Origin of the sequence: Qipengyuania algicola, assembly GCF_042492175.1 — a bacterium.
Lineage (GTDB): Bacteria > Pseudomonadota > Alphaproteobacteria > Sphingomonadales > Sphingomonadaceae > CAJXSN01.
The window spans coordinates 1,913,979-1,940,176 of record NZ_CP170453.1 but is presented as its reverse complement, the minus strand read 5'-3'; the positions used below and the strand labels follow the sequence as shown (position 1 = coordinate 1,940,176).

The window sequence follows — 26,198 nt, the reverse complement described above, 5'->3', positions numbered from 1 at the left end:
GGCGTCAGGCTCCGGCGCTGTCGCGGACCACGGCCACGCCTGCTTCGCGCTGTTGTTTCAGTTCCGCTTTCAACTTGGCCGGATCGCGGGCGAAGACGAAGCCGAAGCTGACCCCGCCCTCCTTGCCGACTGTGGCGTGGTGGAGCCTGTGCGCCTGCACCAGCCGTTTGGCGTAACCGCGCCTGGGCGTCCATTTCCAGTAGCGCTGATGGACCAACCCGTCATGCACCAGCGTGTAGATCACGCCGTACAGCGTAATGCCGAAGGCGGTCCACCACAGCGCGTCGGACACGTAATATCCCACCAGAAACATGACGAAGACGATGCTGCCGAACACCACCGCGAACAGGTCGTTTTTCTCCAGCACCTTGTCATGCGGCTCGTGATGGTCGCGGTGCCAGCCCCAGCCCCAGCCATGCATAATATATTTGTGCGCGACCCACGCGAACAGCTCCATACCGATTACGGAGGCGAGGACAATGCCGAGAATCTGCCACCAGGTCATGCGTTCGCCTTACCCGCTTTTGCGGATCTTCGCCATGCCGGCAGGCCCCACCAGGGCACATTGGGCGCGAGATGATGTTCGTGATGATAGCCGAAGTGAAAGCACGTCATCAGGCTGGCCAGCGTGCCGAAGTTTTCGCTGCGGGCATTGTGATGATCGGGGAATCCCGCATCATCATGGCGATGCGTCCGGAAGGTGCCGAAGTAGAACAGCTGTAGCGAACTGGCGATGGCGGGCGCGCCATACAGGAAGGTCAGCTGCACCATCGGCACATCGAAAACGAGCCAGTAGACTGTAACTACCGTGGACACGAAGGCGACCGATTGCCAGCCGAAATAACGGCGAAAGAATGTCGCATACCAGCGCGCGAAATTGCGCGGGTTGTCGGCATCGAAATCGGGATCGCCGCGCGTGCCGACATGCTTGTGATGCTCGAAATGGGCATCACGCATCTTGCGCCAGCCAAAGCCTGCGTAAAGGAACAGAAGCGTCGCCCCGATTGCGCTATTCAGTTTCGGCCACCCTGGAGCGAGGGAGCCATGCATCGCATCATGGCTGACAATGAACACGCCCACCGAGAGCCAGCACAGAGCCGCTGCCATCAGCGCCGCCACCGGAGCGCTAGCCCACGTCAGCTCGAACACGAACAGAGCATAAAAATGCAGCCCCAGCCAGCCGCCGGTTACGACCAGCGCTAGAGCAAGGCCAATCACAGCCTGCATGCTGCGTGGCTTCGTGTCAGTCCGGATTGCGCTGGGAATGTTGCTCGGGTCTGGCATCGGAGCGCCTGATATAGAAGCGAAAGCTAGTCGACAAAAGGCCGCCTATCGTCCGCCCTCGGAGCTCTCTTCGCGCAAGCGGAAGTAGGAGATAATCTCCTCCCCGATGCGCGCGGGCTTCAGGCTTTCCGCGTCGATGCAGCACCAGCTCGATTTAACCTCGGCCAGCACTTCCTCGCCACGCTCAATCACCGTGGAATAAAATGCCCGTGCGCCGCGGGTGCTTTCGAGCACAGTGCGTGCAATCACGTCATCCTCCAGAAAGGCTGGCTTGCGGTAGGTGATCTCGTGCTTGAGCGCCACCCATGCGCGGCTGGCCACTGCGTCCTCCGGCGCGAATTTGCGCCAATGCGCCAGCACCGCATCCTGCACCCAGCCGAGATAACGGGCATTATTCACATGCCCCATGAAATCGATATCGGCGGGCAGGATTTTGATCGGAAATGCGAAGGGCTTTGTTGACATGCGTGTCAGTTAGCCATGCAAAGCTTTCTTTTCCATGACACCGCAATTGCTACGCGCAAGGAATCTTGCGCCTGTTGCCGAATGGTCGCAATAGTTTGCCCATGATGGCCAGCAAACCGCGCACACTTTCCGAGAAAATCTGGGATGCCCATGTGGTGGAACGGCGCGATGACGGCACGGCGCTGATCTATATCGACCGGCATCTCGTCCATGAAGTGACCAGCCCGCAGGCGTTCGAGGCGCTGCGCATGGCGGGCCGACCGGTGCGCCGCCCCGATCTGACGCTGGCCGTCCCCGACCATAATGTCGCCACCACCCCGCGCGTCGGGGCTGACGGTGTGCCCTTCCCCATCGCCGATCCTCTCAGCGCGCAGCAACTGGCGGCGCTGAAGAAGAACACAGCCGATTTCGGCGTGCCCTATATCGATGCGAATGCCGCCGAGCAGGGAATCGTCCATGTGGTCGGGCCGGAGCAGGGTTTCTCCCTCCCCGGCGCAACCATCGTCTGCGGGGATTCGCATACGGCAGCGCATGGCGGGATCGGCGCGATGGCCTTCGGCATCGGCACCAGCGAGGTCGAGCATGTGCTAGCCACGCAGACACTGCTGCTGCCGCAATCGAAAACCATGGAAGTGCGTGTCGAGGGGCAATTGGGCCCCGGCATCACGGCCAAGGACTTGATTCTGCATGTTATCGGAGTGATCGGCACGGCGGGCGGCACGGGCCATGTGATCGAATATCGCGGCGCGGTGTTCGAGGGGATGTCGGTCGAGAGCCGCCTGACCGTCTGCAATATGAGCATCGAAGGCGGCGCACGCGCTGGCCTTATCGCGCCCGACGATACCGTCTTTGAATATCTGAAAGGACGCCCCTACGCGCCCACAGGCAAGGCGTGGGACGATGCGGTTGCGTGGTGGCGCTCCCTTGCGACCGATACAGGCGCTGTGTTCGACAAGAGCGTGGTAATCGACGCTGCCGATGTCGAACCGACGATTACATGGGGCACCAGCCCGGAAGACACCGCCCCCATAGGCGGCGCGGTGCCCGATCCGGCCAGTTATGCCGATGCCTCCAAGCGCACTGCGGTGGAGCGCAGCCTCGCCTATATGGGGCTGACACCCGGGCAGAAACTGACCGAAGTGCCGGTCGAAAACATCTTCATCGGCAGCTGCACCAATAGCCGGATCGAGGATTTTCGAAGCGCCGCCGAGGTGCTGCGCGGCCGGACCAAGGCGGACGGCGTGAAATGGGCGATTGCTGTGCCCGGGTCGGGTCTGGTCAAGCGGCAGGCCGAAGCCGAGGGACTGGACAAGGTCTTCACCGACGCAGGCTTCGAATGGCGCGAACCGGGCTGCTCCGCCTGTCTGGCGATGAACCCTGACAAGGTCCCGCCGGGCGAACGCTGCGCCTCCACCTCTAACCGCAATTTTGTTGGGCGTCAGGGACCGGGCGCGCGGACGCATCTCATGAGCCCCGCCATGGCCGCCGCTGCGGCGGTCACGGGCAGGCTTTCCGATGTGCGGGAGCTGGCCTGAATGGTCTGGCCTTTCTCTGGCAAGGGAAAGGCCGCCGACGCGCTGACCACGCTCAGCGCACCAAGCTGGCACTGTGCATCCTGCGGGGGCGAGCATCACGGACTGATCGATCTTGCCAGCCGCGCCCCCGATTACTGGCCGAGCCACGACCCTTACGAACCCAATGACGCTTTGCCCGCCGCGCTGGCGGAAGAGCGCAATTTCCTGAGCGAGGATTTCTGCGTCATCGCAGGCAAGCACTTCTTTGTCCGCAGCGTGCTGGAGATCCCGGTGCGCGGGCTCGATCAGGTGTTTGCCTTTGGCTGCTGGGGTACCCTCTCGCGCGATCATTTCGATGCCTATGCAGCGCGTTTCGACAGCGGCGATTATGGCGAGGAGGGGCCTTGGTACAGCTGGCTGTCCAACATCCTGCGGCCCTATGTCGCGGACCTACCGCTGGGCTGCGCCATGCATTTGCGCAGTGGCCGCCAGCGCCCGCGCCTGCGAGTGGAAGACGATCATCACCCACTGGCCATCGCGCAGGAAGTGGGGATTTCGCCGGAAGAGATGCTCGCGATTTACGACACCTACGGCCATCGCCCGGAGCCTCTTTGATCTCCGGCATGCATTCATCGCACACCCCCTCGCCTTCCCTGAGAACCGGCGGAATTCTGGCGAATTGGGTTGCGCGTGGTGCAGCGCGGCCCCATGTGCAGTGCCTGTATCTGAGGGAAAACAATGACCGAAAAACCCGCTGGAAAATTTACCGGCAAGACCGCCGCGTCGGTTGGCGCGGCCATCGGCTCTGCCGCAATTGCCGCTGCCCTGCTCTACGCGAACAAGCGCAGGGCGAAGAACAAACAAGAGCAGCCTGGTCCGATCCCATCGGGCGAGAAACCGGAGACGGATTGATGCAGCCTGTTCGTTCAGTCGAAGGGCGGGCCATTCCGTTCGGCGCAGCCAATGTCGATACGGATATCATTATCCCCGCCCATTGGCTCAAAACCATCACCCGAGAGGGCCTGGGGCGCGGCGCGTTCGAGGCTTTGCGCGAGGACCCGGACAACATCTTCGACAGCGAGGAGTTTGCCGGTAGCCCAATTCTGATCGCGGGCGACAATTTCGGCTGCGGGTCCAGCCGCGAACACGCCGCCTGGGCACTGCGCGACATGGGTATCAGCGCCGTGATTGCTCCCAGCTTCTCGGATATATTCGCCAGCAATGCCTTCAAGAACGGCATCGTCACGGTGGCCCTGCCGCAAGCGGCAATCGACCGGCTGATGGAAGTCGCGGCGAGTGATCCCATCACCATCGATCTGGAAAATCAGGTCGTCACCACACCGTTTCAGGATCGCTTCGCCTTCGAAGTCGATCCGTTCCGCAAACAATGCCTGATGGAAGGGCTGGACGAGGTCGGGCTGACGCTCTCCCGCGATGCCTCCATCCGCACCTACGAAGATCGCCAGACCGCGCATATGCCGTGGTTGGCCAAACCCAATGGAGAGATAGCCGCATGAAAGCCCTGCTGAGCAAAGAGACAGGTGGACCCGAAACGCTGGTGGTCGAGGAAGTGGACGATCCGGTAGCGGGCAAAGGACAGGTCGTCGTCAAAATCGCCGCCTGCGCAATCAACTACCCCGACGCGCTGATCATCCGCGACATGTACCAGTTCAAACCCGAACGCCCCTTCTCCCCCGGTGGAGAGATTTCCGGCACGATTGAAAGCATCGGCGAAGGCGTGACCGGCTGGGCCGTGGGCGACCGCGTTCTGGCGGGCGTGGGCAATGGCGGTCTGCGCGAGAAGATGGCGGTCGATGCGGTCAAGCTGTTCGCCGTTCCCGATGGCGTCGAGCTGGTCGATGCCAGCGCTCTGCTGATGACTTACGGCACCACCATCCACGGGCTGAAGGATCGCGGCGGAATCAAAGAAGGCGAGACGGTTCTGGTTCTGGGCGCTGCGGGCGGCGTGGGCCTGTCCGGTGTCGAACTGGCCAAGGCTTACGGTGCGCGCGTGGTCGCCGCAGTCTCGACCGAGGAGAAAGCCGAAGTCGCCAAGAAGGCGGGCGCGGACGAGACGGTGATCTATCCCCGCGCGCCCTTCAACAAGGACACGTCCAAGGAACTGGCTGGCGCTTTCAAGGCAGCTGTGGGGCCAAATGGCGCGGACATCGTCTATGACATCGTCGGTGGCGATTACTCCGAGCCCGCGCTGCGCTCCATCGCATGGGAAGGCCGCTTTCTGGTGGTCGGCTTCCCCGCCGGGATCGCCAAAATGCCGCTCAACCTGACGCTGCTGAAAAGCTGCGACATTCGCGGCGTGTTCTGGGGCGCCTATGCCGCACGCGAGCCGGAGGCCAATGCCGCCAATATTGCCGAGTTGTTCGACCTTTGGAAAGCCGGCAAGATCAGCCCGATGGTCAGCGAGACCTATCCTCTCGAGCGCGCACACGAGGCCATCGCCAAGCTGGAAAATCGCGGCGCAATCGGCAAGCTGGTCGTGACGATGGATTAGAGCCCGATTTCGGACCTGCGCTTGCCCGTTGCATAGCGCAGGCCTATCTTTGATCCAACACTTCCATCCGGAGAACCGACAATGACCGATTTCAAAGACCGCCAGAAAGGCGAAGAAAGCAAATTCGCGATGGACGGGGAGACCGCCTTCAAGGTCGCCGCCCGCCGCAACCGTCTGCTGGGCGAATGGGCCGCTGGCCTGATGGGCCTGACCGACGAGGAAACCGACGGCTATAAGAAGGCTGTCGTTCAGGCTGACTTCGAGGAAGCCGGTGACGAAGACGTGATCCGCAAGGTTCTGGGCGATCTGACCGCCGCCGATTGCGACGTCTCCGAAGACGATATCCGCGCCAAGCTGGAAGAATGCGCAGTCGAAGCGCGTCGCCAGCTGATGAGCGACAGCTAAGGCCCCCGCTGCGATGCCCATGTCAGCCGAAGAAATTACCGGTATGATTACCGCCGCTATGCCCGATGCAGAGGTGACGATGCGCGATCTGGCAGGTGATAACGACCATTGGGCGGCGCATGTCGTCTCGCCCGCTTTTGTGGGCAAGAGCCGGGTGGCGCAGCACAAGATGGTCTATGACGCGCTGGGCGGGAAGATGGGCGGCGTGCTGCATGCCTTGCAACTCACCACTGCGACCCCAGATTAGTCGCACACACGCAAACACATTCCAGTAACTGGCGGGCCCAACCCCATGACCGATACCCAAACACGCATTTCCGGCATTGTTGGCGACAATGATGTCGTCCTGTTCATGAAGGGCACGCCCCTGTTCCCGCAATGCGGCTTTTCCAGCCGGGCTGTCGCCATTCTCGACCATTGCGGGGTTGCCTATGAAAGCGTGGACGTTCTGCAGGACATGGAAATCCGCTCCGGGATCAAGGAATATTCCGACTGGCCGACCATTCCGCAGCTCTATGTGAAGGGCGAATTTCTTGGCGGCAGCGACATCATGATGGAGATGTTCGAGGCTGGCGAGCTGCAGCAGACGATGGACGACAAAGGCGTGAAAAAGGCGACCTGATCGACCAACTCCTTGTTTCCCCCCGAAAACGAAAAAGGCCCGCGTATTTGCGGGCCTTTTCATATGTGCTTCGGGGAGGCGTTTCTTCGGGGAGGCGGGGCCGGGAGACCAGGGGTGGCCCCGCCTCTTTAGTCGAAGACCATTCGGGGTATCACTGGTGATGCAGGGCGCGTGCCAGTTTTGCGAAACCGCAGAAGGCTGCGCGAGACAGTGGTTAAATCGGAGTTACCTTTGCGGCCCTGTGTAAATTCATCCGACACCCTCCTTTTCCCGCAACGGCGAAACTTCGCTCTGAAGAAATGGGCGCTTGGCAGTACGCACAACGCGCGTCACAGTGCCGCGCATGTCAGATGAACAGAACACCGTAAGCCCGTCAGCAAAAGCCGAGGGCATTCCTGCCGCTACCGTCATAATTTTCCGCAACGGACCGGATGGCCAACCGCCCGAAATCCTGATGACCGTGCGCTCGCGCAATATGACCTTCGCGGGCGGAATGGCGGTGTTCCCCGGCGGGCGGGTCGATCCGGCCGACTTCGCGCTGGGCAAAGCCTTGTCGGGCGATATCGAGCCAGAGGAAGCGGCGCACCAGATCGCCGTCGTGCGCGAAACGCTGGAAGAAACCGGTCTCGCCATCGGGCTTGCCGGAGACATCGATGCCGCCAAGGCCCGCACGGCCCGCGATATGCTGATGCAGACCGAAGCGCTCGCTCCGGTGCTGGACGAATTCAACTGGTCGCTCGATCTGGCACAATTGACGCCCTTCGCCCGCTGGTTCCCCCTCAACGAGAAAATCCCGCGCGTTTACGACACCCGCTTCTATCTCGCCAATCTGGGCACCGGCGCAGTCGATATCGAAGTCGACCAGACGGAAAACACCCGGCTGTTCTGGGTCAGCGCGAAGGGCGCATTGGACATGGCGGAAACCGGCGAGATCAAGCTGATCTTTCCGACACGCCGCAACCTCGAGCGCCTTGCCCTGTTTAGCAGCTACGAAGAGACAAGGGCGCACGCGCAGGCAACGCCCGTGAAAACCATAATCCCCCAGATCGACACGAGCGGCGACAAGCCGATGCTCCGCATCATGGAAGACGCAGGCTACCCGATTACCGCAGAGCTGCTGGAAAGTGTCGCGCGAGGTTAAGCGGAACGCGCCTTTGTGGTTCCGGATCGGCATCCGCCGATCCATCCTCGGTGCTGTTCCCTTCGCCAGACTTCGTCCGGCTGCGGGGCACCTGCGGGCGCACCGTCGCGCTTGCGGGCGTGAAGCCCGAACCAGCGCTGATTGCAGCCGCATGTCAGCCGAAGGCTGACCAAAGGCCCGACCGGGCCGCCCGCAGCGATGCGGCCGTCAGGTCGCGTGAGCGAGGAAAGCCTAAGGGGCCGGATGGCCCCGCCGGCGTCTGAGGCGAAAACGAAAATGGCGCGCCCGGCAGGACTACTCCGCCGCGTCGCGGCTCCGTCATCTCCGGCGGTTGCACCGCCTCCGATTCCGAACGGGTCCGGTCCTTTATGGCCCCACCAATTATCCCCACCCCTTCCGGGGCGGGGATAATTGGCGCGCCCGGCAGGACTCGAACCTGCTGCCTCAAGATTAGAAGTCTCGCGCTCTATCCAGATGAGCTACGGGCGCGCGCCGGTGGGGGCGATAGCGTGCTTTCCACATCGGTAAAACCGCGATAGGCATTGCGCGCATGGAAAAAAGTGTTTCGCCGCCCGCGATACAGCAACACGATGGCTCCACCGGAGCGATCCGCTTCCGCTATTACGATTTCGTGATGGCGGCGTTCGTCACCATCCTGCTGCTCTCCAACCTGATCGGGGCGTCAAAACCAAGTTACGTCACGCTGCCCGGGGGCGAGACATGGTCGTTCGGCGCGGGCGTGCTGTTTTTCCCCGTCAGCTACATCATCGGCGACATCCTGACCGAAGTGTACGGCTATGCCCGCGCGCGGCGTGTGATCTGGACAGGCTTTGCTGCGCTGGTCTTCATGGCGTTCATGGCGTGGGCCGTGGTGTCCCTGCCCGCTGCCGAGGGGTGGGACGGACAGGAAGCTTACGAAAAGGTCTTCGGCAACACATGGCGGATTGTGATCGCTTCGATGGTGGCGTTCTGGGCCGGAGAATTCGCCAACTCGCTGGTGCTAGCGAAGATGAAAATCTGGACGCAGGGCCGCGCGCTCTGGGCCCGCACCATCGGATCGACTGTGGTCGGTCAGGGGCTCGACAGCCTGATATTCTATCCGCTGGCGTTCTGGGGCATCGCCGGGTGGCCGCCCGAATTGCTGTGGCAGGTTGTGCTGTCGCAATGGCTGATCAAGACCGCGTGGGAAGCGCTGCTTACGCCCTTCACCTATCTCGTGATCAATTGGCTGAAGAAGCGCGAGGGGATCGATGTCTATGACACCGGAACCAATTTCTCGCCCTTCGCCAAACAGACGGACTAGCCGACGATCGGTATTCCGTTATCGCCCGAGACCGGAGTGATATCCTCCAGATGTTCGACGACTTCCATCCGCGCATCCAGCTTCAGGCGGTCGGCCAGCAGACCTAGGTCTTTCTCGTTTGGCACCCCGAACAGGGCCGCGTGGCTTGTCAGCAATCGCAAGATCAGCGTTCCGTCTTCCACCAGTAGCTGGCTTGATTCAAACGATTTGCGGGACCGCCCGCCCAGCCGCCGGCACAGGCGCGTCGCATAGCCCCAGCAGATCGCCTCTTCCAAAGCATCGTCACCGGCGATGGCATGAAGTTCGTCGGGCAGATCGAGATTATTGCCATTGGCGCAGATTGCCGCCGCCATCATCGCGCGGCCGACCGGATCAACCGCCAGCCAGCGCTTGTGGAGCGCCCATTCCACGCCCTGCCGGATGCGCAGATTGGGCTCTATCTGCATCGCCGCGAGTGAGAGCATGGTCGCAGCCAGCCGCAAACGTTCGCTGCCCTGCACGTTCTTGGCCACCGCGCCCACGGTCCAGCCCGCTACCCGTGTCGCCAGTAGTGGAGGCGCTCCGCGCTGGGCCGCGAAATGGGCGACACCCGCCAGCAGGGGGTCCTGCCGGCGCGCATGATCGGGCAACCGGCTGAACAGCAGCCCTTCGCGAAGGCCCCATGCCGAAATGATCACCCGGTCCGGCTTCAGATGTTTGAGCAAGGTCAGGATCAGCACTGCAGCATCGGGTAGCATCCCTGCGCGCATGGAAGAGATCCGAGGCTCGGCTTGCAGATCATCGCTTGACGTCGCGGCCAGCTCCTTGGCCACCTTGATCGCCTCGTCATAGGGCAGGCTGAGGCCATGCGGATCAGTCAACGGCGTGCCTGCGCGCTGCATGGCAAACACCGCCATCGCGCGGAACGTGCCGCCCACCAGATAGAGCGAACCATCGGTTTTCACGATGTCCGCCTTGCGCAGCTTTTTCTCCAGCGCTTTTTTCAGCCCGGCGTGATCGTCTGCCATCTCGGGCAGACGCAGCGTTCCAATGGGCAGGCTGATCGCATCGGACGGCGCGCCGCCGGTGACGTTCACCAGCTCCAGGCTGCCACCACCCAGATCGGCCACCATGCCGCGCGCTTTGGGGAAAGCACCGATGACCCCCCATGCGCTGGTGCAGGCTTCGTCCACCCCGCTGAGCACTTTGGGCGCAAAGCCCAAGGCGCGCAGCTGGCCGAGAAAATCCTCGCCATTGGCCGCTTCTCGAACAGCAGCCGTGGCGACAACCTCGATGTCGGTTATTCCCAGATCGCCGAGGACCAGCGCGTAGCGTTCCATCCCCCTGAGCGCGAGATCGACCGCCTCCTGCGCGAGTTCGCCGCTGCTAGCGATATCGCGCCCCAGCCTTGCGGCGACTTTCTCGTTCAGCAGCACTTTGGGCGCGCGCATCGAAGCGCCGTAAAGAACCAGCCGCACGGTGTTGGAACCGATATCGATGATCGCCCGCTCGGCCTTCTCGCCGGAGAACAGCCCTTCTCGGTCGGACTTGCGGGAACGCAAGCTCAACGCTTCTTTGCCTTCTTGGCAGGCGGCTCTTCCGATTGCGTTTTGCGCAGAGCCAGCTTGGGCACGCCGCCCGCCTCCAGCGCGCCGCCGCGGCCCGATAGCGACGGGTTGGTCATGAAATAGCGGTGGCAATTGAACGGCTTGTCGCCTTCCGGGACCCGCTCATACTGGCCATCGGGCAACAGCTCCCAGCTTTGCTCGGTGTCCAGCAGATTGGCGAGCAGGACTTGCTGCAAAATCTGGTTGTGCACGGTCGGGTTCTCGATCGGCACCAATTGCTCCACCCGCCGATCCAGATTTCGGCCCATCAGATCAGCAGACGAGATGAACACCAATGCTTCCGCGCTGGGGATCGGATGGCCGTTACCGAAGGCGTAAATCCGGCTGTGCTCTAGAAAGCGGCCGATGATCGATTTGACCCGAATGTTCTCGGATAGTCCTTCTACGCCCGGGCGCAGATTGCAGATGCCGCGCACCACCAGCTGAATTTCCACACCAGCCTCGCTCGCAGCATAGAGCCGGTCGATCATGCCGCTGTCGCTCAGCTGGTTCATCTTCATCCAGATATTGGCCGGGCGGCCCGCTCTGGCGTGCGCCATCTCCGCATCGATCCGGGCGTAGAGCTCCTCGCGCAGATCAATTGGCGATACCGAGAGCATCTCCATCCGGCGCGGCTCGACATAACCCGTGACGAAGTTGAACAGCTTCGCCGCATCGCGTCCCAGACGCGGGTCGGCGGTGAAGTAGCTGAGATCGGTGTAAATCTTGGCCGTGACCGGGTGATAATTCCCGGTCCCGAAATGGCAGTAGGTGCGAAAACCGCTTTCCTCGCGCCGCACCACCATCGCAACCTTGGCGTGGGTCTTCCAATCAACGAAGCCGTAGATCACCTGCACGCCTGCCCGCTCCAGCTGGCTGGCCCAGTATAGGTTCTGCTCCTCGTCAAAACGCGCTTTCAGTTCAACCACAGCGGTGACCGATTTGCCGTTCTCAGCCGCTTCAACCAGCGCCTCAATCACTTTCGACTGGGTGCCGGCGCGGTAGAGTGCCTGTTTGATCGCCACCACATTCGGATCGCGCGCGGCCTGCCGGATGAAGTCGACCACCACGTCGAAACTCTCATAGGGGTGGTGGATGACGATGTCTTTTTCGCTGATGGCCGAGAACAGATTGCCGTCGTGCTCCAGCACCCGTTCGGGGTAACGCGGCGAATATTGCGCGAATTTCAGATCGGGCCGGTCTTCGTCGACGATGCCGGACAAGCCTTCGATTCCCAGCATGCCTTCGGTCTTGATGATGGTAGCGCCCGGCGTGTCGAGCCGCTCGCGCAGCAGCACTTCGGAAATCGGGCAGAAATCATCTTCCAGTTCCAGCTGGATCACCTGTCCACGCCGCCGCCGCTGAATCGCCGTGCGGAAGGTGCGCACCAGATCCTCGGCTTCTTCCTCGATTTCAATGTCGCTGTCGCGCAGCACGCGAAATGCGCCATCGCCGACAATATCGAAGCCGGGAAACAGGTGATGTGCAAAGCGGGTAATCAGGCTTTCGATGCTGATATACAGCGCATCGTCGCCCGGCTGGGTGCTTGGCACGCGAACAAAACGCGGCATGGCGGTCGGGATCAGGATCATCTCGACCAGTTCCTGCACACCGCCGCCAGAATTCCGGTTCAGCCTGAACAGCAGGCCCAGTCCTTCGTTCTGGACAAACGGGAACGGGTGCGCCGGGTCCAGCGCCTGCGGCGTGATAACCGGGGCAATCTCGTCGAGGAAATAGCGCTTCAACCAGCCATAAGCTTCCTCGTCGATCCGTTCCTCGTCGGTGATGTGGATGCCCGCATCGGCCAGTTGCCCGCGCAGCGTCCGCCACGTTTCCTGCTGCTTCGCATTCAGCTGTTCGAGCCGGTCGCGCACGTCGGACAGTTGCTGCGCCGGAGAGCGGCCATCATCCGAAGCGCGTTCGATCCCGCGCTGCACCTGCCCGACCAGACCCGCCACGCGGATCATCAGAAATTCGTCCAGATTGCTGCCGGATATCGACAGGAATCGCAGCCGTTCCAGCAAGGGATAGGACGGGTTGCGGGCTTCTTCCAGAACGCGGTCGTTGAACGCCAGCCAGCTCAATTCGCGATTGAAATAGGTCTCGCCCATATCCACAGCGACGGGTGCGCCGTGATCGACGACGTCGGGAAGATCATCATTGCTCGCCCGTCTGGCCATAGCAGTCTCTTAGCCGCCCCCTTGTTGAGATTGGGTTTCTCTATGCAAATCCATCGGCGGCGGCAATGTGCCCGATTTGCCGGAACGACCGACAATTCTGATGCTTGACCGCGCAGGGACCCAGCGTGCACCAAGCCGGGCGCAACATTGAATGGATAAAAGCACCATGGTCGAACGCACATTGGCGGGAATGCAGGCCACTCTGGCAAAGGGCAGCGAAACGCATTGGCTGGAGCAGGCCAAGCGGCTGGATTGGGAACGGTTTCCCACGCGCGCCGATGAAAGCTCCTTCGACAAAGCTGATTTCGGCATCAAATGGTTCGCCGACGGCCAGCTCAATGTCAGCGTCAATTGCCTCGACCGCCATCTGGAAGCACGCGGCGACCAGACCGCGATCGTGTTCGAGGGCGATGAGCCGGGTGAAGGCCGCGCGCTGACTTACCGTGAAGTGCACGAGGAAGTCTGCCGCTTCGCCAATGTGCTGAAGTCGCGCGGCATCGCGAGGGGCGACCGGGTCATCATCTATATGCCCAATATCCCCGAGGCCGCCTTTGCCATGCTCGCTTGCGCGCGCATCGGGGCGGTGCATTCGGTGGTGTTTGGCGGGTTCTCGCCAGACAGTCTCGCCGACCGCATCCTCGATTGCGAGGCGGTCGCGCTGATCACCGCCGACGAGGGCGTGCGCGGGGGCAAGCGCATTCCCCTGAAAGCCAACAGCGACGCCGCGCTGCAGCGCTGCCTAGGCGTGCACACAGTGCTGATGATCGAGCGAACCGGCGGCGATGTCGCATTCGTGGAGGGCCGCGATGTCTGGTGGCACGAGGCGCGCGCCACGGTGGAGCCGGACTGCGCGGCGGAAGTCATGGACGCCGAGGACCCGCTGTTCATCCTCTATACCAGCGGATCGACTGGCAAGCCGAAGGGCGTGCTGCACACGACCGGCGGCTATCTCCTGTGGGTCACGCTGACCTTCGATCTGATCTTCGGCGCTAGCGAAGACGATCTGTTCTGGTGCACCGCCGATGTCGGCTGGATTACCGGGCACAGCTATCTGGTCTACGGCCCGCTTGCCAATGGCGCGAAGACCGTGATGTTCGACGGGGTGCCCAATTATCCCGATCCGGGCCGTTTCTGGGAGACCTGCGAGCGACTGGGCGTGACCATCTTCTACACCGCCCCCACCGCGATCCGCGCCCTGATGCGGGAGGGCGAGGAGTGGGTGGCGAAACACGACCTCTCCAAAATCCGCCTGCTGGGCACGGTGGGCGAGCCGATCAATCCGGAGGCGTGGAACTGGTATCACCGCGTGGTGGGCGGCGGCCGATGCGAGATTGTCGATACGTGGTGGCAGACCGAAACAGGCGGCGCGCTGATCGCGCCAGTGCCGGGCGTTATCGAAACCAAACCCGGCAGCGCGACGAAGCCCCTGCCCGGCGTACATCCGCTGCTGGTGGATGCCGAAGGCGCAGTGCTGGAGGGCGCGACGGACGGCAATCTGTGCCTCACCCAAAGCTGGCCAGGCCAGATGCGCAGCGTCTATGGCGATCACCAGCGCTTCTTCGACACCTATTTCAGCACCTATCCGGGCCGCTATTTCACCGGCGACGGATGTCGGCGGGACGATGACGGCTATTACTGGATCACCGGCCGGGTCGACGATGTGATCAACGTGTCGGGCCACCGCATGGGCACCGCCGAGGTCGAGAGCGCGCTGGTGGCGCATGAAAGCGTCGCGGAGGCCGCCGTCGTCGGCATGCCGCACGATATCAAGGGACAGGGCATCTACGCCTTCGTCACGCTGATCGCGGGTGTGGAGGACAGCGGGGAGCTGCGCGGCGAACTGCGCCAATGGGTGCGCAAGGAAATCGGCTCCATCGCCACGCCCGATGCGCTGCAGTTTGCCCCCGCCCTGCCCAAGACCCGCAGCGGCAAGATCATGCGGCGCATCCTGAGGAAGATTGCGGAAGGCCAGCCCGATCAGGTGGGCGACACTTCCACGCTGGCCGATCCCGCCGTAGTCGAGGACCTGGTCGCCAACCGCATCGCGCCATGATCGGTCTCACCGAAGCGCGTGGCCTGATCGCTGCGGCCTGTCCGGCACTGGAGGCCGAAGACGTGCCGCTGGCGCAGGCGCTGGGGCGCGTTTCGGCGCAGGACGTCACCGCGCTGGTCGCCCATCCTCCGGCGGACCAGTCGGCGATGGATGGCTATGCCGTGCGCCATGCCGATTGCGCGGTGGGATCGGTGCTGGAGATCATCGGCGAGAGCCGGGCCGGTGCGCCCTTTGACGGGCAGATCGGTGCGGGGCAGGCGACGCTGGTTTCCACCGGAGCGCATATGCCCGCCGGGACCGACCATGTCCTGATCCTCGAAGACGCGGCCCGCGAGGGCGAGCGGGTCAAGGTGGAGGACGACCAGCCCGAAGCGCGGCATATAAGGCGCGCAGGGATCGACTTTTCGGCGGGCGAGGTGCTGGTGCGTGCTGGCGAACCGCTGACCCCGGCCCGTCTGGCGCTGGCCGCTGCGGCGGGGCTCGGCGCCATTGCCGCCACGCGCCAGCCGACCGTCGCCGTGATGACCAATGGCGACGAACTGCTCGACCCCGGCACGCCGCCCGATGGCCCGACCGTATTCGACAGCAATTCCGTCGCCCTTGCCGCCCAGTTCACCCGCTTCGGAGCAAACGCACGCTGGCTGGGCCGCGCGGGAGACGAGGCATCGGACGTCGAAGCGAAACTGGCCAGCGGCGACGGCGCGGACCTGATCGTCATTGCGGGCGGCGCGTCGGTCGGCCCGCACGATCTGGTCAAGGGCGCGTTTGCAGCGCTGGGCGGAGAGCTGGTCTTCAGCAAGGTCGCCCTGCGCCCCGGCAAGCCGGTCTGGTTCGGCACGCTGCCATCGGGCACGCGTGTGCTCGGCCTGCCGGGCAATCCGGCGTCGAGCTATGTCACCGCGTTGCTGTTCGGCAAACTCGCCGTCGAGCGGTTGTCGGGCCGCGACACCCCCGCCGATATCGCCGCCGCCATGCGAACCGCCATCGCGGCGCAGGACCTCACCGCCAACGGCCCACGCGACACCTTCCAGCGCGCCGCTCTGACCCATGGCGAGGATGGCACCACAAGCATAGCGCTGACCGGATCGCAGGATTCCAGCCTGCTCCGCCCGCTCGCCGCCGCCGATGCGCTGCTCTTCCGAAACGCAAACGCCCCGGCGGTTCAGGCCGGGGCGCTCGTTTCGTATCTGCCGATTTAGGGCATCAGCCGGTTTTTAAACCGGTGCGTTTTTCTTCAGCATGATGACCTGCGGGTAGGTGAACTCCAGCAGGCCTTCCTTGCCGTATTCCGCGCCGAAGCCCGATTGCTTGTGCCCGGCAAAGGGCGTGTGCGGCGTGAGCTTCAGGAATTGGTTGATCCAGACCGTGCCGGTTTCCAGCTTCTCGGCGATTTCGACGCCCTTTTCCTCGTCCTTGGTCCAGACCGCGCCGGCCAGGCCGTAGTCGGAATTGTTCGCCCGCTCGATCACCTCGTCCTCGGTCGAGAACTTCATCAGCGGCATGACCGGGCCGAACTGTTCCTCGGCCACGATGCGCGCGTCTTCGGGCGGGTTGTCGAGGATGGTCAGCGGCACGAAATAGCCGGTGCCCGACGGATCGACATCGCCGCCGATCAGGAACTTGTAGCCATTGTCCTTGGCGTCTTGGATCAGCTCCTTGACGCGCTCGAACTGCTTCTTGTTCTGGATCGGACCGACGCCGGTGCCCTGCTGCGACCCGTCACCGACGGTCACACCCTTGGCATATTCGGCAATCGCAGCGCTCAGATCGTCGTAGATATCTTCATGGATATAGACGCGCTTGGCCGCGATGCAGATCTGGCCTGCATTCATGAAGCTGGCCCAGAACAGCTGCTCTGCCACCTTCTCCACATCGGCGTCGGGCATCACGATGCTGGCATCGTTGCCGCCCAGTTCCAGCGTAATCCGCTTCAGGTCGCCAGCGGCGCCTTCCATGATCTTCTTGCCGGTCGCGGTGGAGCCGGTGAAGGTGATCTTGTCGATATCGGCATGCTCGGTGATGAGCGGGCCGAGGCTGTCTTCACCAGTAATGATGTTGACGACGCCTGCAGGCACCTTGTCCGCAATCAGTTCGGCCAGCTTCAGCGTGGTCAGCGGCGTGAAAGGCGATGGCTTGAGCACAATGGTGCAGCCCGACAGCATGGCGGGAACGATCTTCTGGATCGCCATCGAGACGGGGAAGTTCCACGGCACGATGCCGCCGACCACGCCCACCGGCACGCGGCGGGTGCGGATCGATTCCTTCTCGTCGTCCTGAACCATCTCGTCTTCGAGATCGAGCGAGGCCTGCGTGGAGGCCATATAGGCCGCGCCCATGATCTCGCCCTTGGCCTGCTCGTGCGGCTTGCCCTGCTCTGCCGTCAGTAGGCGGTAAAGCTCTTCGGAATTTTCATTGATGGCCCCGGCAATCGCCATGATTGCGGCGCGGCGCTCGTCCATTGAGGTTTTGCGCCACGTCTTGAAGGCGGCACGCGCGGCGGCAACGGCAGTGTCGAGCTCTTCGGCTCCGCAGGCGGGCACCAGACCGATGACTTCCTCGGTCGCCGGGTTCAGCACTTCGAGCGTCTTGTCGGTGCTGACCATCTCGCCATTGATCAGGTTTTTGTATTGGGTAGCCATTATCTTGCCTCTCCTGTTGTTTCGTTGTCCGCTAAATGGGCACTCGGCCCCGTCCGCGCAATCGGATCTCGGTGAAATATCGCTCAAGCGAATAGCGGCTGCGGCGAAGCGGCGCGCCTATCCATTGCGCTATGCAACCTATCCTCCTGTAGCGCGATCCGCTAGCTCTTTAGGCACAGCAATAGCACCGGAGAAAACACATGACCGACACACCACCCGATCTCGTCATCTATGGCAGCCCCGTTTCCCCCTTCGTGCGCAAGGTGGCGGCTGTATGTATCGAGAAAGACGTGCCCTTCGAAATCGATGCTGTCGATGTCTTCAATCCGCCCGAATGGTTCCGTGCCATCAGTCCTCTGAAGCGTATTCCCGTGCTGCGCGACCGGTCGATTGCCGCCGAGGGGGTGGACGGAACAATCGCCGATTCCAGCGCGATCTGCGCCTATATCGAGCGCAAGGTACCCGGCCCCGCTATCTATCCGGCAGAGGCCTATCCCTATGGACGCGCGCTGTTCATCGAGGAATATGCCGACTCGCATCTGGCCGCGACCGGAGGCCTCGGCATCTTCCGCCCGGCCTTCTTCGCCGTCACTCAGGGGAAGGAGCCCGATCTGGAAACGATGCAAGGCAGCTGGACTGGCAAGATGCCTTCGATCCTGAGCTATCTGGACAGCGCGCTGGGCGATGGCGATTTCTACGTCGGCGACGGCGTGACGATTGCCGACATCACGGTCACGACCTGCCTGATGCAGATCATGCTGGTGGCCGACGTGGACCTTTCCGCGTGGCCGGCGCTGGCCGCCCATCAGGTCCGTATGCGTGAGCGCCCCTCGATTGACAGGCCTTACGCGCAGGCGGAGCGCTTTATTCGCAAGGCGATGCCGGAGCGGATCAAGCTGGGCTAAAAACCCGGCCCCCGCTCCGGCAAGGCATCCTCACCACAGAACGATATAGAGCCCCGCAAGGATCGCGACGGTCAGCATGGCGAGCCCGTTGAACAGTGCGGTCGTGCCGAAGCCGATATCGCTCAGATTCACGGTACGCTCTTCGTCAGGCGCGCCGGTCATCCGGGACACCACAATCGCGGCGATCAGCCCGACTACAAAGACGATCCAGATGCGCACCACGAAGGGCAATTCGGGGAACACGGCATTGACGACGATATTCAGCACCACCGAACCGATCAGCGCGGTGAACGCGCCTGCCGTGTTGGCCTTCTTGTCGAAGAAACCGAGCAGGAAGACGATCACCACGCCCGGCGCGATATAGCCGGTGTATTCCTGTACGGTCTGGAACGCGCTTTCGAGGCCGCCGAGGAACGGGCGGGCCAGCACCAGCGCAATTGCCATGGCCGCAAAAGCCGTGATCCGGCCGACCAGAACATAGTGCCTCTCGTCCTGCTCAGGCTTCCAGCTGCGATACAGATCCATCGTGAAGATGGTCGAGATCGAGTTCATCATCGACGCCAGCGAAGACACCACCGCCGCAATCAGTGCGGCAAAAACCAGACCGCGCAAGCCCGCAGGCGCAAAGCCCATCAGCTCGCCATAGGTCCGGTCGGATGCCTCGTTGAGGGCCGACTGGTTGAGCATGCCCTGCTGCGCGAGAATGACCGCTGCGATGCCGGGAATAACCACGATGAAAGGCACCAGCAGCTTCAGGAACGCGGCAAAGGCGAGGCCCTTCTGCGCTTCACCCAGATTCTCCGCCCCTAGTGCGCGCTGGATGATGTACTGGTTGAACCCCCAATAGCTGAAATGCAGCACCCACAGCCCGCCCAGCAGCGTCCAGATGCCTGGCAGCTTGTCATAACCGTTATCGCCTTCATCGAGGATCATCTCGAAGTGACCGGGCATTTCCTGCATCAGATAGCCGAAGCCCGCGATGGCTCCGTCGGCTGGAAGTGCATCCAGCGCAAACCACGTAATCGCAAACCCGCCAATGATCAGGATCACCACTTGAATGATGTCGGTAAGGGCGACCGCTTTCAGCCCGCCATAAAGCGAATACAGCACCGCAAAGCCTGCCAGCGCGATCATCGAGGTCATCACGCCCCAGCCGGTTAGCGTGTCGATGGCGAGGCCGCCCAGCCACAGAACGGCGGTGAGATTGACTGCAGTGTAAAGCGCCACCCAGAACACGCTCATCAAGTTCTTCACGCCAGAGCCATACCGCTGCTCGAGGAACTGCGGCATCGTGTAGATCTTGCGCTTCAGGAAGATCGGCAGGAAGTATTTCGCCACGATCAGCAGGACGATGGCGGCCTGCCATTCATAGGCGGCGATCGCGATCCCGATGGCAAAGCCCTCGCCCGACTGGCCGATGATCTGCTCGGCCGAAATGTTCGACGCAATCAACGAAGCACCGATGGCCCACCACGGCAGGGCGCGCCCGGCGAGGAAGTAATCCTCCGTATTCTTCGCATGGCCCGCAGGCTCTCGCGAGACATACAGGGCGATGCCCAGCAACCCGAAAGCATAGACTGCGATGATCACCAGATCGATCGTTGCGAGCGTCATCAAACTTCTCCCCCATGCGCCGGATCGTTCCGGTCGCAAACCCTCGATGTGTGACTAGCGGTGCGTTGCCCCTAGTCCAGTTGTATACGTAAGCATTAAGTCGCTCAGCTCAGAAAGAGCATTCCGTATCCGGTGCTGCTTCTTCCCGCTTCACGCTAGCGATGCGGAAGGTCACTTCCCCGTCGGATTCAAACGCAATCCGCTTGCCCAGATCGGCGACGCAGGCTTCGCTGATCACCATCTCGCGCCAGCCCTTGCTGTAGGCCAGCTCGAATTGCGGGGTGATATCGAGCGTATTTTCCTCGCCATCAGCGCTGCTTGCCCGCAGGCGAACGGCACCGGTCGGGCGAGTCACAACCGCATATTCGATCCGGTAGACACCGCCCGTATCGTTAGACTGCTCCAGCCCGAAATACGAACCCGCCTTCATGCTGATTTCGCGCGAGTCCTCTTGGGCATCCCGGTCATATCCGCGCGAGGTCACGCCGGAGCCGTTCATGTCGCCGCGCATTTGCGGCATCAGCTCTTCGAAGCCTGCCCCGTCGAGCCGCCCGACAAAGGCGCTGACGCCAGTGCCCAGCCGCCCGCTGCCGAACATCTCCGCGCCCTCGACAATCGTCAGCGGCGCGCAATCTTCGCTCAATTCACCAAGCGGGGCGGATTGCGTCAGCGACAGTCCATAGCCAAATGCGAACAAGGCCCCGTCGGCGCTGTTCAGCGGACGGCCCTCGCAGGTTGCGGGCCAGGAAAAGGACAAGCGGCCGGTCGCCTCGCGAGCGCCGGTCAGGACATCGGCCACACCGGCGCCCTCGCTTCCCGGCAACCATGATGCGACAAATGCGTCGGCCGCGTTCAATTCCCGGTTCATCCACATCGGACGCCCGGAAAGGAACAGGGCAACGGTCGGGATGCCCTGTGCCTTGAAACTCTTGAGGAGCTTCAGCCCTTCCTCGTCACGGAACACCAGATCGCGCTGATCGCCGGCAAATTCCGCATAGGGTTTTTCACCGAAGACGACGATCGCAGTATCGGGCCGCGTGTCGAACGATCCGTCTTCCGACAGCACCGCACTGCCGCCATTAGCGGCGACATTCGCTTTCAAACCGTCCCAGATCGTGGTCGCTTTGGGAAAGCGATCGCGCGGCAATTGATCCTTGCGCCCGCCCTGCCATTCCAGCGTCCAGCCGCCCGACGCCTGACCCACATCATCGGCGGCGGTGCCGGCAACCAGCACATTGGCACCGGCCTTGATCGGCAGCACCCCATTGTTCTTGAGCAGCACCTGCGAGCGCGCGACGGCTTCGCGGGCTAGTGCGCGGTGTTCCGGCGATGCCAGCATTTCGTAACGCCCGGCATATCCGCGCTCGGAAGGACGCTGGGCACCTTCACCCAGAAGGCCCGCGCGCTGTTTGACGCGCAACACGCGGGTGACCGCTTCGTCGATCCGCGACATGGGGATCGTGCCGTCCTTAACCTGCGCGATCAGGCTGTCCATCAGCGCCTTCCAATCGTCCGGCACCATGTAGATATCGAGGCCCGCCATCAGCGATTGCGGGCAATCGGTCACGGTGCAGCCTTTGACCTGGCCGTGACCGTTCCAGTCGCCGACGACCAATCCGTCAAAGCCCATCTGGCCGCGAAGCACCTCGGTCAGCAGCGCCTCGTTGCCGTGCATTTTCCGGCCATTGATGGAATTGAAGCTGGCCATGATGGTTTCGACACCGGCATCGATGGCTGCGGGATAGGGGCGGCCATGCAGCGCCAGCAGCGCGTCGATATCGCCGTTCACATCCCCTTGGTCGACACCTTGCTCGGTACCGCCATCGCCGAAGAAATGTTTCGCTGTTGCAATCACGCGGCCCGCGCCGAGATAGCCTTCGCTACCCTTCACGCCTTGCTGCCCTTCGATCAGAGCCGCGCCCAGCTTGGCGACAAGGTCGGGATTTTCGGAATAGCTTTCATAGGTCCGGCCCCAGCGATCATCGCGCGCCACGGCCACGGTCGGGGAGAAATTCCAGTCAATGCCGGTCACCTCAATCTCGATTGCCGTCGCATGGCCGATCCGGCGGACAAGATCCGCGTCATTGGCCGCGCCCAGCGCGATATTGTGCGGAAACAGGGTTGCGCCGACAATGTTGGAATGGCCGTGCACCGCATCGGTACCCCACATGACCGGGATCGCAGGCTCACCTCCGGGCAGCGGCTGGACCGATGCATCATACATCTCGTCTGCCAGACGCAGCCATTCCGAAGGCGGCGCGAATTCATCGCCGTAGGGCCCGCCATTGCCGCCATTGAGATAGCTGCCGAAGCGGTAGGTTTTCATATCCTCCGCAGTGAAGGAATTGATCTGCGGCTGTATGAGCTGGGCGATTTTACGCTCGAGGCTCATGCGCGCGACGAGGGATGCGATCTCCGCGTCGTCGGCACTCATCGCGGCAGCAGCTACTGCCTCCACAGACTCCGCAGGAGCAGGTCCGGCAGATTCCACCGCAACCTGACTACAGCCAGCAACCAACACGGCACTCAGTGCCGCAATACCCCGATTCAACATCCCGCCCTCGGTCTCTTTGTGAACGTTCTCATGACCTGACTGCCATGCCCCCGCGGCATTATCAAGCGGCCAAATCACGCTTGGCCCAAATCTTGTCGCACGCCTGCGAGGAAAAGCGCCGATACGAACGCCAAGCCAGCCAGAGCAAAGAACATTCCCTGAAAACCGAACACGGGGATAAGGGCCAAAGCGATGCCAGGCATGACCAGCGATGGAACGGTGTTGGTGAGATTGAAAATGCCCAGATCGCGCCCGCGCGTTTCGGGCCGCGGAAGCACGCGAAGGGTCTGAGCCGAATGCAGGGACAGGAACACTGCGCCGGAGACACCAAACAAAATATAACCCGCCACTGCCACCGTGCTATCTTGCGCTAAAGCCATCACGAGAAGCCCCAGCGCGGCAATCGCGGCGCTGGCACGCAACGGCAAAATCGGGCGCTCATGCCGGTCAGCCCAGCGCCCTGCAATCAGTGACACAGGGATCGCAATGACCAGCACCAAGCCGAACAGTCGGGCAACATCCGCATCGGTTATGCTTGTACTGATTGTCTTTAGCCAGATCAGAAGAAACGCGAACAGTGCCGCCTCGCTTATCTGCAAAAGCAGACGCGCCAGCCACATCTTGATCACGGCGCGGCGTTGATTGCCGGTGACGACAGGCTCTTCCTGTTCCTCCATCGCCATGAGATGAGGGAAATGCTTTGGCTTCCCCAGCACCAGCACCGGGACAACGCAAGCCGCAACCATGGCTGCGATGGCCCAAAGCCGCATCCCTTCTTCGGCGAGACCCGGCCACGTCACCAGAGCCCCGGCCACGGCTCCCATCGCGGGGGCGAGTGACAACAGGCCGCCCAGCCGCCCCTTTTGATAATCAGGCACGTGATCCCCGGCCCACGCTGCCAGCGGTGAAAGCATCATGTTGAGGGCGACTTGCCAAAATACGATGACCGCGATGATCTGGTAAAGCGTCTGCGCCTGACCGAGCAACGGCAAGGCTGCGCTCGACGCCATCAGTCCGGCTCCAATCCACAATCGCCGATTGCCGGTCCAGTCACTAAGCCAGCCAAAACCGATATTCGCGAGGCTTGCGGATATGGCCCCACAAAACGCAATCGCCGATAGCCAGCTGACGGCGTCATCGCCTGCAAGCGTTATGACTTTCAGGGGCAGTATCAGCGTCAGAAGCGGGGTATAGGCTATCGCGCCGCCAGCCCATGCCAGTGCGTAAAGTGCGAGAAACCGAGGCGACTGGCCGCGCGGCCCGTCTGTCATGATCCCTCGGCTGCAGGGGGTGCGGGGCGCGCGGGACAGGGAAGCGCAACCGATTGCCGTTCCACCAACCGGGCTTGCACAATGTGCGAGCTGGCGTTCGAATCTTCCCCGCGATTGGCTTCGATAATCGCTTGCGCTGCAACCGAGGCTGTCTCCGCGATCGGTTGGTCGATGGCAGTCAATGGCGGCTGCGCGAATTTGACCAGCGGCGAATTATCAAAGCTAATGAGCGACAAATCACTCGGCACATCAAGGCTCATCTCCCGAGCGACCTTTAGCGCGCCCAGCGCCATCTGGTCATTGCTGGCGATGATCGCGGTCGGGGGTTCGGCGCAGCCGAGCAGGGCACGCGCCGCGACCGATCCCGATTGCTCGCTGAAATCGCCCGCTTGCGAGAGCCCCGCCGTGCCCAGTCCGGCCTTGGCCATTGCACCGCGCCAGCCATCCTCGCGCCATCCGCTTAGCTCGTAGTCAGGCGGGCCGGCAATGAAACCGATGCGCTTGTGGCCATAGGCGAGAAGGTGCTCTGTCGCTTTGCGTGCCGACCCGGCATCGTCCATCGAAATGGCGATGCCGGGTCCGCGCGATTGGGATCCGATCCGCGCAAAGGGCAGCCCTGCATCGGCGAACAGCTTCACGATCAACGGGTTGTCGGAGTGCGGCGGGGTCAGCATCACCCCATCGGGGCGAAGCGAAGAAAGTACCGCCTGGAGTTCCTTCTCGACATGGTCGTTATGCGTGTCGACCAGCTCGATAATCATGCGGTAACCGTGCTCGGCGCAGGTCAACATCCCGCCCAGCAGCATCTGGTCGACCCAGTCATTGCCCTCCCGCGCGCGCCAGCTCTCCACGGTCCTTTCGCGGTCGTTCAGCGCGAGGATGAGATAGGATTTCGACCCGCTCATCCGCTGGGCGGCAATCGAGGGCACATAGCCCAGCTTGTCGATCGACGCCTGCACCCGCTCCTGCATTTTGGGGCGGACATTGGGTTCGTTGTTGATGACGCGGCTGACCGTTTGCAGGGATACCCCTGCATCGGCGGCTACATGCTTGATTGTAACGGATTGACGCCGTCTCGCCATAAAATTTCAGTCCCCGGTCCACGCGCAGCTGCCGGGTTCATCCGCTTGCGAATTGCATTCCCAAACCCGGACCCAGTCCACTTCCATCCGCTTTGGAAATCCCTCTTCTGACACGCCCATCAGGCCGCGCTTTTCCGGCAGTCCTCCACCGATAGCGAGATTGAGGATAAGGTGAAACGGTTTATCGAACGGAGCGTTGGCCTCGTCTGTGGCCGTGGTGAACCAGTCTTCGCTACGCTTCTCAGCGAAAACACGCCCGTCAACGGTCCAGACCATCCGGCCCGGTTGCCAGACGATGCCGAAGGTATGAAAACCGTCCAGCACCGCAGGATACGAGATTTCCGTGCTGTTGAGCGAATTGTCCGGCCACAGTCCGCCGAAGTGGAGCGTGCCCAGAATAGTGCTTTCCTGTCCGTTCGGGCATTCCTCACAGGGGACGCCCAGATTGACCGCTTCCATAATATCGATCTCGCCCGATGCGGCCCATGTGCCATAGGCTTCGTCTTCCGGCAGCATCCAGATGGCGGGCCAGGTGCCTTGCCCCTGCGGCAATTTGGCGCGCACTTCGATCCGGCCATATTGCCACGCGGCATTGCCCTGGGTGACGAGCCGGGCGGAGGTGAAAGGCTTGGTTGCCTGCGCGTCGGGATCGTCTGCGCCCTCGCGCATATGCGGCGGAAGCGCGGGTCCGGAATACTCTTCCTTGCGCGCCGTGATCACCAGCTTGCCGTCTTCCAGCGAAGCATTCTCTGCCCGGTCGGTGTAGCATTGGCGCTCTTCATTGCCGCCGCCCCAGCAATCGATATTGAAGCTCCACTTGCCGTCGTCGATCGCGTTCCCGTCAAACTCGTCGGACCACACCAGGTCCCAGCCCGACTGGCTGTCCGGCCCGCTGTCCTCTGCACCCAGCGAGCCTTCGTTGATGACCTCGCTTTTGGTTGAAGCAGGCGCCTCCGATGTTGACCCGCAAGCCGCCAAAAGCAGCGAAGCGCATACGGTGGTAATGCTATTGCGAATGGCCGCCATGGCCCTCTCCCATAATCGATCAGCCGAAACGCATACGGCCCC

24 protein-coding genes and 1 tRNA gene are annotated in these 26,198 nt (G+C 62.3%); 13 read left to right on the top strand and 12 right to left on the bottom strand.

Annotation, left to right across the window (positions count from 1 at the left end; genetic code table 11):
• Positions 1-4: 4 nt before the first annotated feature.
• The 3 genes from ACFCW2_RS09155 to ACFCW2_RS09145 form a co-directional block, all read right to left on the bottom strand.
• Positions 5-505, bottom strand: coding sequence for a sterol desaturase family protein (locus ACFCW2_RS09155; RefSeq protein ID WP_379545827.1), 501 nt, complete (start codon positions 503-505; stop codon positions 5-7).
• Positions 502-1,227 carry a fatty acid desaturase gene (locus ACFCW2_RS09150; protein ID WP_379545825.1) on the bottom strand — a complete coding sequence of 242 codons (726 nt, stop codon included), beginning with the start codon at positions 1,225-1,227 and terminating at the stop codon, positions 502-504. The genes ACFCW2_RS09155 and ACFCW2_RS09150 overlap by 4 nt, the downstream gene beginning before the upstream one ends.
• A 102-nt stretch (positions 1,228-1,329) precedes the next feature.
• Positions 1,330-1,749, bottom strand: coding sequence for an acyl-CoA thioesterase (locus tag ACFCW2_RS09145; RefSeq protein ID WP_379545824.1), 420 nt, complete (start codon positions 1,747-1,749; stop codon positions 1,330-1,332).
• A gap of 104 nt (positions 1,750-1,853) precedes the next feature.
• On the opposite strand from ACFCW2_RS09145, the gene leuC reads away from it, so the two are divergent.
• The 9 genes from leuC to ACFCW2_RS09100 all read left to right on the top strand — a co-directional run bounded on the left by leuC (position 1,854) and on the right by ACFCW2_RS09100 (position 7,943).
• Positions 1,854-3,284, top strand: a complete 1,431-nt coding sequence (gene leuC / locus ACFCW2_RS09140; RefSeq protein ID WP_379548958.1) for a 3-isopropylmalate dehydratase large subunit — start codon at positions 1,854-1,856, stop codon at positions 3,282-3,284.
• Positions 3,285-3,878, top strand: a complete 594-nt coding sequence (locus tag ACFCW2_RS09135) for a DUF2199 domain-containing protein (RefSeq protein WP_379545822.1) — start codon at positions 3,285-3,287, stop codon at positions 3,876-3,878.
• 123 nt (positions 3,879-4,001) lie between these two features.
• On the top strand, positions 4,002-4,175 hold the full coding sequence (locus ACFCW2_RS09130; protein ID WP_379545820.1) for an isopropylmalate isomerase: 174 nt from the start codon (positions 4,002-4,004) through the stop codon (positions 4,173-4,175).
• Positions 4,175-4,780, top strand: a complete 606-nt coding sequence (gene leuD, locus ACFCW2_RS09125; protein WP_379545818.1) for a 3-isopropylmalate dehydratase small subunit — start codon at positions 4,175-4,177, stop codon at positions 4,778-4,780. The genes ACFCW2_RS09130 and leuD overlap by 1 nt, the downstream gene beginning before the upstream one ends.
• On the top strand, positions 4,777-5,775 hold the full coding sequence (locus tag ACFCW2_RS09120; protein WP_379545817.1) for an NADPH:quinone oxidoreductase family protein: 999 nt from the start codon (positions 4,777-4,779) through the stop codon (positions 5,773-5,775). Before leuD ends, ACFCW2_RS09120 begins: the two co-directional genes overlap by 4 nt.
• An 81-nt stretch (positions 5,776-5,856) precedes the next feature.
• A complete protein-coding gene (locus ACFCW2_RS09115) occupies positions 5,857-6,180 on the top strand; it encodes a DUF1476 domain-containing protein (RefSeq protein ID WP_379545815.1) in 324 nt (107 codons plus the stop codon).
• Positions 6,181-6,193: 13 nt separating this feature from the next.
• Complete coding sequence (locus ACFCW2_RS09110) at positions 6,194-6,427, top strand: BolA family protein (protein ID WP_379545813.1); 234 nt, start codon at positions 6,194-6,196, stop codon at positions 6,425-6,427.
• Between the two features lie 45 nt (positions 6,428-6,472).
• Complete coding sequence (gene grxD, locus ACFCW2_RS09105; RefSeq protein WP_379545811.1) at positions 6,473-6,802, top strand: Grx4 family monothiol glutaredoxin; 330 nt, start codon at positions 6,473-6,475, stop codon at positions 6,800-6,802.
• A 343-nt stretch (positions 6,803-7,145) separates the two neighbouring features.
• Positions 7,146-7,943, top strand: a complete 798-nt coding sequence (locus tag ACFCW2_RS09100; protein ID WP_379548957.1) for an NUDIX hydrolase — start codon at positions 7,146-7,148, stop codon at positions 7,941-7,943.
• A 412-nt stretch (positions 7,944-8,355) separates the two neighbouring features.
• On the opposite strand, the gene ACFCW2_RS09095 is transcribed toward ACFCW2_RS09100, so the two are convergent.
• Positions 8,356-8,432: transfer RNA gene (locus tag ACFCW2_RS09095), tRNA-Arg, on the bottom strand.
• A gap of 61 nt (positions 8,433-8,493) precedes the next feature.
• Between ACFCW2_RS09095 and ACFCW2_RS09090 the strand changes: the two genes are divergently transcribed.
• Positions 8,494-9,246, top strand: coding sequence for a queuosine precursor transporter (locus ACFCW2_RS09090; RefSeq protein WP_379545810.1), 753 nt, complete (start codon positions 8,494-8,496; stop codon positions 9,244-9,246).
• On the opposite strand, the gene ACFCW2_RS09085 is transcribed toward ACFCW2_RS09090, so the two are convergent.
• Both ACFCW2_RS09085 and ACFCW2_RS09080 read right to left on the bottom strand, forming a co-directional pair.
• Positions 9,243-10,793, bottom strand: coding sequence for a Ppx/GppA family phosphatase (locus ACFCW2_RS09085; RefSeq protein WP_379545809.1), 1,551 nt, complete (start codon positions 10,791-10,793; stop codon positions 9,243-9,245). The two genes, ACFCW2_RS09090 and ACFCW2_RS09085, sit on opposite strands and share 4 nt — an antisense overlap.
• The gene (locus tag ACFCW2_RS09080) at positions 10,790-12,943 is read right to left on the bottom strand and encodes an RNA degradosome polyphosphate kinase (RefSeq protein WP_379548956.1); all 2,154 of its coding nucleotides are present in this window, start codon (positions 12,941-12,943) and stop codon (positions 10,790-10,792) included. The genes ACFCW2_RS09085 and ACFCW2_RS09080 overlap by 4 nt, the downstream gene beginning before the upstream one ends.
• Before the next feature lie 235 nt (positions 12,944-13,178).
• On the opposite strand from ACFCW2_RS09080, the gene acs reads away from it, so the two are divergent.
• On the top strand, positions 13,179-15,065 hold the full coding sequence (gene acs / locus ACFCW2_RS09075; RefSeq protein ID WP_379548955.1) for an acetate--CoA ligase: 1,887 nt from the start codon (positions 13,179-13,181) through the stop codon (positions 15,063-15,065).
• On the top strand, positions 15,062-16,264 hold the full coding sequence (locus ACFCW2_RS09070; RefSeq protein ID WP_379545808.1) for a molybdopterin molybdotransferase MoeA: 1,203 nt from the start codon (positions 15,062-15,064) through the stop codon (positions 16,262-16,264). The genes acs and ACFCW2_RS09070 overlap by 4 nt, the downstream gene beginning before the upstream one ends.
• Positions 16,265-16,279: 15 nt before the next feature.
• Here ACFCW2_RS09070 and ACFCW2_RS09065 read toward each other — a convergent pair whose 3' ends face one another.
• Positions 16,280-17,704, bottom strand: coding sequence for an aldehyde dehydrogenase family protein (locus ACFCW2_RS09065; protein WP_379545807.1), 1,425 nt, complete (start codon positions 17,702-17,704; stop codon positions 16,280-16,282).
• Positions 17,705-17,904: 200 nt separating this feature from the next.
• Between ACFCW2_RS09065 and ACFCW2_RS09060 the strand changes: the two genes are divergently transcribed.
• Positions 17,905-18,609: a glutathione S-transferase family protein gene (locus ACFCW2_RS09060; protein ID WP_379545805.1), complete on the top strand. Its 705-nt coding sequence runs from the start codon at positions 17,905-17,907 to the stop codon at positions 18,607-18,609.
• Between the two features lie 30 nt (positions 18,610-18,639).
• On the opposite strand, the gene ACFCW2_RS09055 is transcribed toward ACFCW2_RS09060, so the two are convergent.
• The 5 genes from ACFCW2_RS09055 to ACFCW2_RS09035 all read right to left on the bottom strand — a co-directional run bounded on the left by ACFCW2_RS09055 (position 18,640) and on the right by ACFCW2_RS09035 (position 26,156).
• Positions 18,640-20,223: a sodium/sugar symporter gene (locus tag ACFCW2_RS09055; protein ID WP_379545804.1), complete on the bottom strand. Its 1,584-nt coding sequence runs from the start codon at positions 20,221-20,223 to the stop codon at positions 18,640-18,642.
• A gap of 109 nt (positions 20,224-20,332) precedes the next feature.
• Positions 20,333-22,657 (bottom strand): glycoside hydrolase family 3 protein, encoded by a 2,325-nt coding sequence (locus tag ACFCW2_RS09050; protein ID WP_379545802.1) that lies wholly within the window; start codon positions 22,655-22,657, stop codon positions 20,333-20,335.
• Positions 22,658-22,851: 194 nt separating this feature from the next.
• Complete coding sequence (locus ACFCW2_RS09045; protein WP_379545800.1) at positions 22,852-24,048, bottom strand: MFS transporter; 1,197 nt, start codon at positions 24,046-24,048, stop codon at positions 22,852-22,854.
• Positions 24,045-25,130 carry a LacI family DNA-binding transcriptional regulator gene (locus ACFCW2_RS09040; protein WP_379545798.1) on the bottom strand — a complete coding sequence of 362 codons (1,086 nt, stop codon included), beginning with the start codon at positions 25,128-25,130 and terminating at the stop codon, positions 24,045-24,047. The genes ACFCW2_RS09045 and ACFCW2_RS09040 overlap by 4 nt, the downstream gene beginning before the upstream one ends.
• Positions 25,131-25,136: 6 nt before the next feature.
• Positions 25,137-26,156 carry a glycoside hydrolase family 16 protein gene (locus tag ACFCW2_RS09035; protein ID WP_379545796.1) on the bottom strand — a complete coding sequence of 340 codons (1,020 nt, stop codon included), beginning with the start codon at positions 26,154-26,156 and terminating at the stop codon, positions 25,137-25,139.
• Positions 26,157-26,198 lie beyond the last annotated feature (42 nt).

Bases quoted from the DNA above. Each gene is read 5' to 3' on its own strand.
- ACFCW2_RS09155 (WP_379545827.1), bottom strand. From the start codon at position 505: ATGACCTGGTGGCAGATTCTCGGCATTGTCCTCGCCTCCGTAATCGGT.
- ACFCW2_RS09150 (WP_379545825.1), bottom strand. From the start codon at position 1,227: ATGCAGGCTGTGATTGGCCTTGCTCTAGCGCTGGTCGTAACCGGCGGC.
- ACFCW2_RS09145 (WP_379545824.1), bottom strand. From the start codon at position 1,749: ATGTCAACAAAGCCCTTCGCATTTCCGATCAAAATCCTGCCCGCCGAT.
- leuC (WP_379548958.1), top strand. From the start codon at position 1,854: ATGGCCAGCAAACCGCGCACACTTTCCGAGAAAATCTGGGATGCCCAT.
- ACFCW2_RS09135 (WP_379545822.1), top strand. From the start codon at position 3,285: ATGGTCTGGCCTTTCTCTGGCAAGGGAAAGGCCGCCGACGCGCTGACC.
- ACFCW2_RS09130 (WP_379545820.1), top strand. From the start codon at position 4,002: ATGACCGAAAAACCCGCTGGAAAATTTACCGGCAAGACCGCCGCGTCG.
- leuD (WP_379545818.1), top strand. From the start codon at position 4,175: ATGCAGCCTGTTCGTTCAGTCGAAGGGCGGGCCATTCCGTTCGGCGCA.
- ACFCW2_RS09120 (WP_379545817.1), top strand. From the start codon at position 4,777: ATGAAAGCCCTGCTGAGCAAAGAGACAGGTGGACCCGAAACGCTGGTG.
- ACFCW2_RS09115 (WP_379545815.1), top strand. From the start codon at position 5,857: ATGACCGATTTCAAAGACCGCCAGAAAGGCGAAGAAAGCAAATTCGCG.
- ACFCW2_RS09110 (WP_379545813.1), top strand. From the start codon at position 6,194: ATGCCCATGTCAGCCGAAGAAATTACCGGTATGATTACCGCCGCTATG.
- grxD (WP_379545811.1), top strand. From the start codon at position 6,473: ATGACCGATACCCAAACACGCATTTCCGGCATTGTTGGCGACAATGAT.
- ACFCW2_RS09100 (WP_379548957.1), top strand. From the start codon at position 7,146: ATGTCAGATGAACAGAACACCGTAAGCCCGTCAGCAAAAGCCGAGGGC.
- ACFCW2_RS09090 (WP_379545810.1), top strand. From the start codon at position 8,494: ATGGAAAAAAGTGTTTCGCCGCCCGCGATACAGCAACACGATGGCTCC.
- ACFCW2_RS09080 (WP_379548956.1), bottom strand. From the start codon at position 12,943: ATGGGCGAGACCTATTTCAATCGCGAATTGAGCTGGCTGGCGTTCAAC.
- acs (WP_379548955.1), top strand. From the start codon at position 13,179: ATGGTCGAACGCACATTGGCGGGAATGCAGGCCACTCTGGCAAAGGGC.
- ACFCW2_RS09070 (WP_379545808.1), top strand. From the start codon at position 15,062: ATGATCGGTCTCACCGAAGCGCGTGGCCTGATCGCTGCGGCCTGTCCG.
- ACFCW2_RS09065 (WP_379545807.1), bottom strand. From the start codon at position 17,704: ATGGCTACCCAATACAAAAACCTGATCAATGGCGAGATGGTCAGCACC.
- ACFCW2_RS09060 (WP_379545805.1), top strand. From the start codon at position 17,905: ATGACCGACACACCACCCGATCTCGTCATCTATGGCAGCCCCGTTTCC.
- ACFCW2_RS09055 (WP_379545804.1), bottom strand. From the start codon at position 20,223: ATGACGCTCGCAACGATCGATCTGGTGATCATCGCAGTCTATGCTTTC.
- ACFCW2_RS09050 (WP_379545802.1), bottom strand. From the start codon at position 22,657: ATGAGTGCCGACGACGCGGAGATCGCATCCCTCGTCGCGCGCATGAGC.
- ACFCW2_RS09045 (WP_379545800.1), bottom strand. From the start codon at position 24,048: ATGACAGACGGGCCGCGCGGCCAGTCGCCTCGGTTTCTCGCACTTTAC.
- ACFCW2_RS09040 (WP_379545798.1), bottom strand. From the start codon at position 25,130: ATGGCGAGACGGCGTCAATCCGTTACAATCAAGCATGTAGCCGCCGAT.
- ACFCW2_RS09035 (WP_379545796.1), bottom strand. From the start codon at position 26,156: ATGGCGGCCATTCGCAATAGCATTACCACCGTATGCGCTTCGCTGCTT.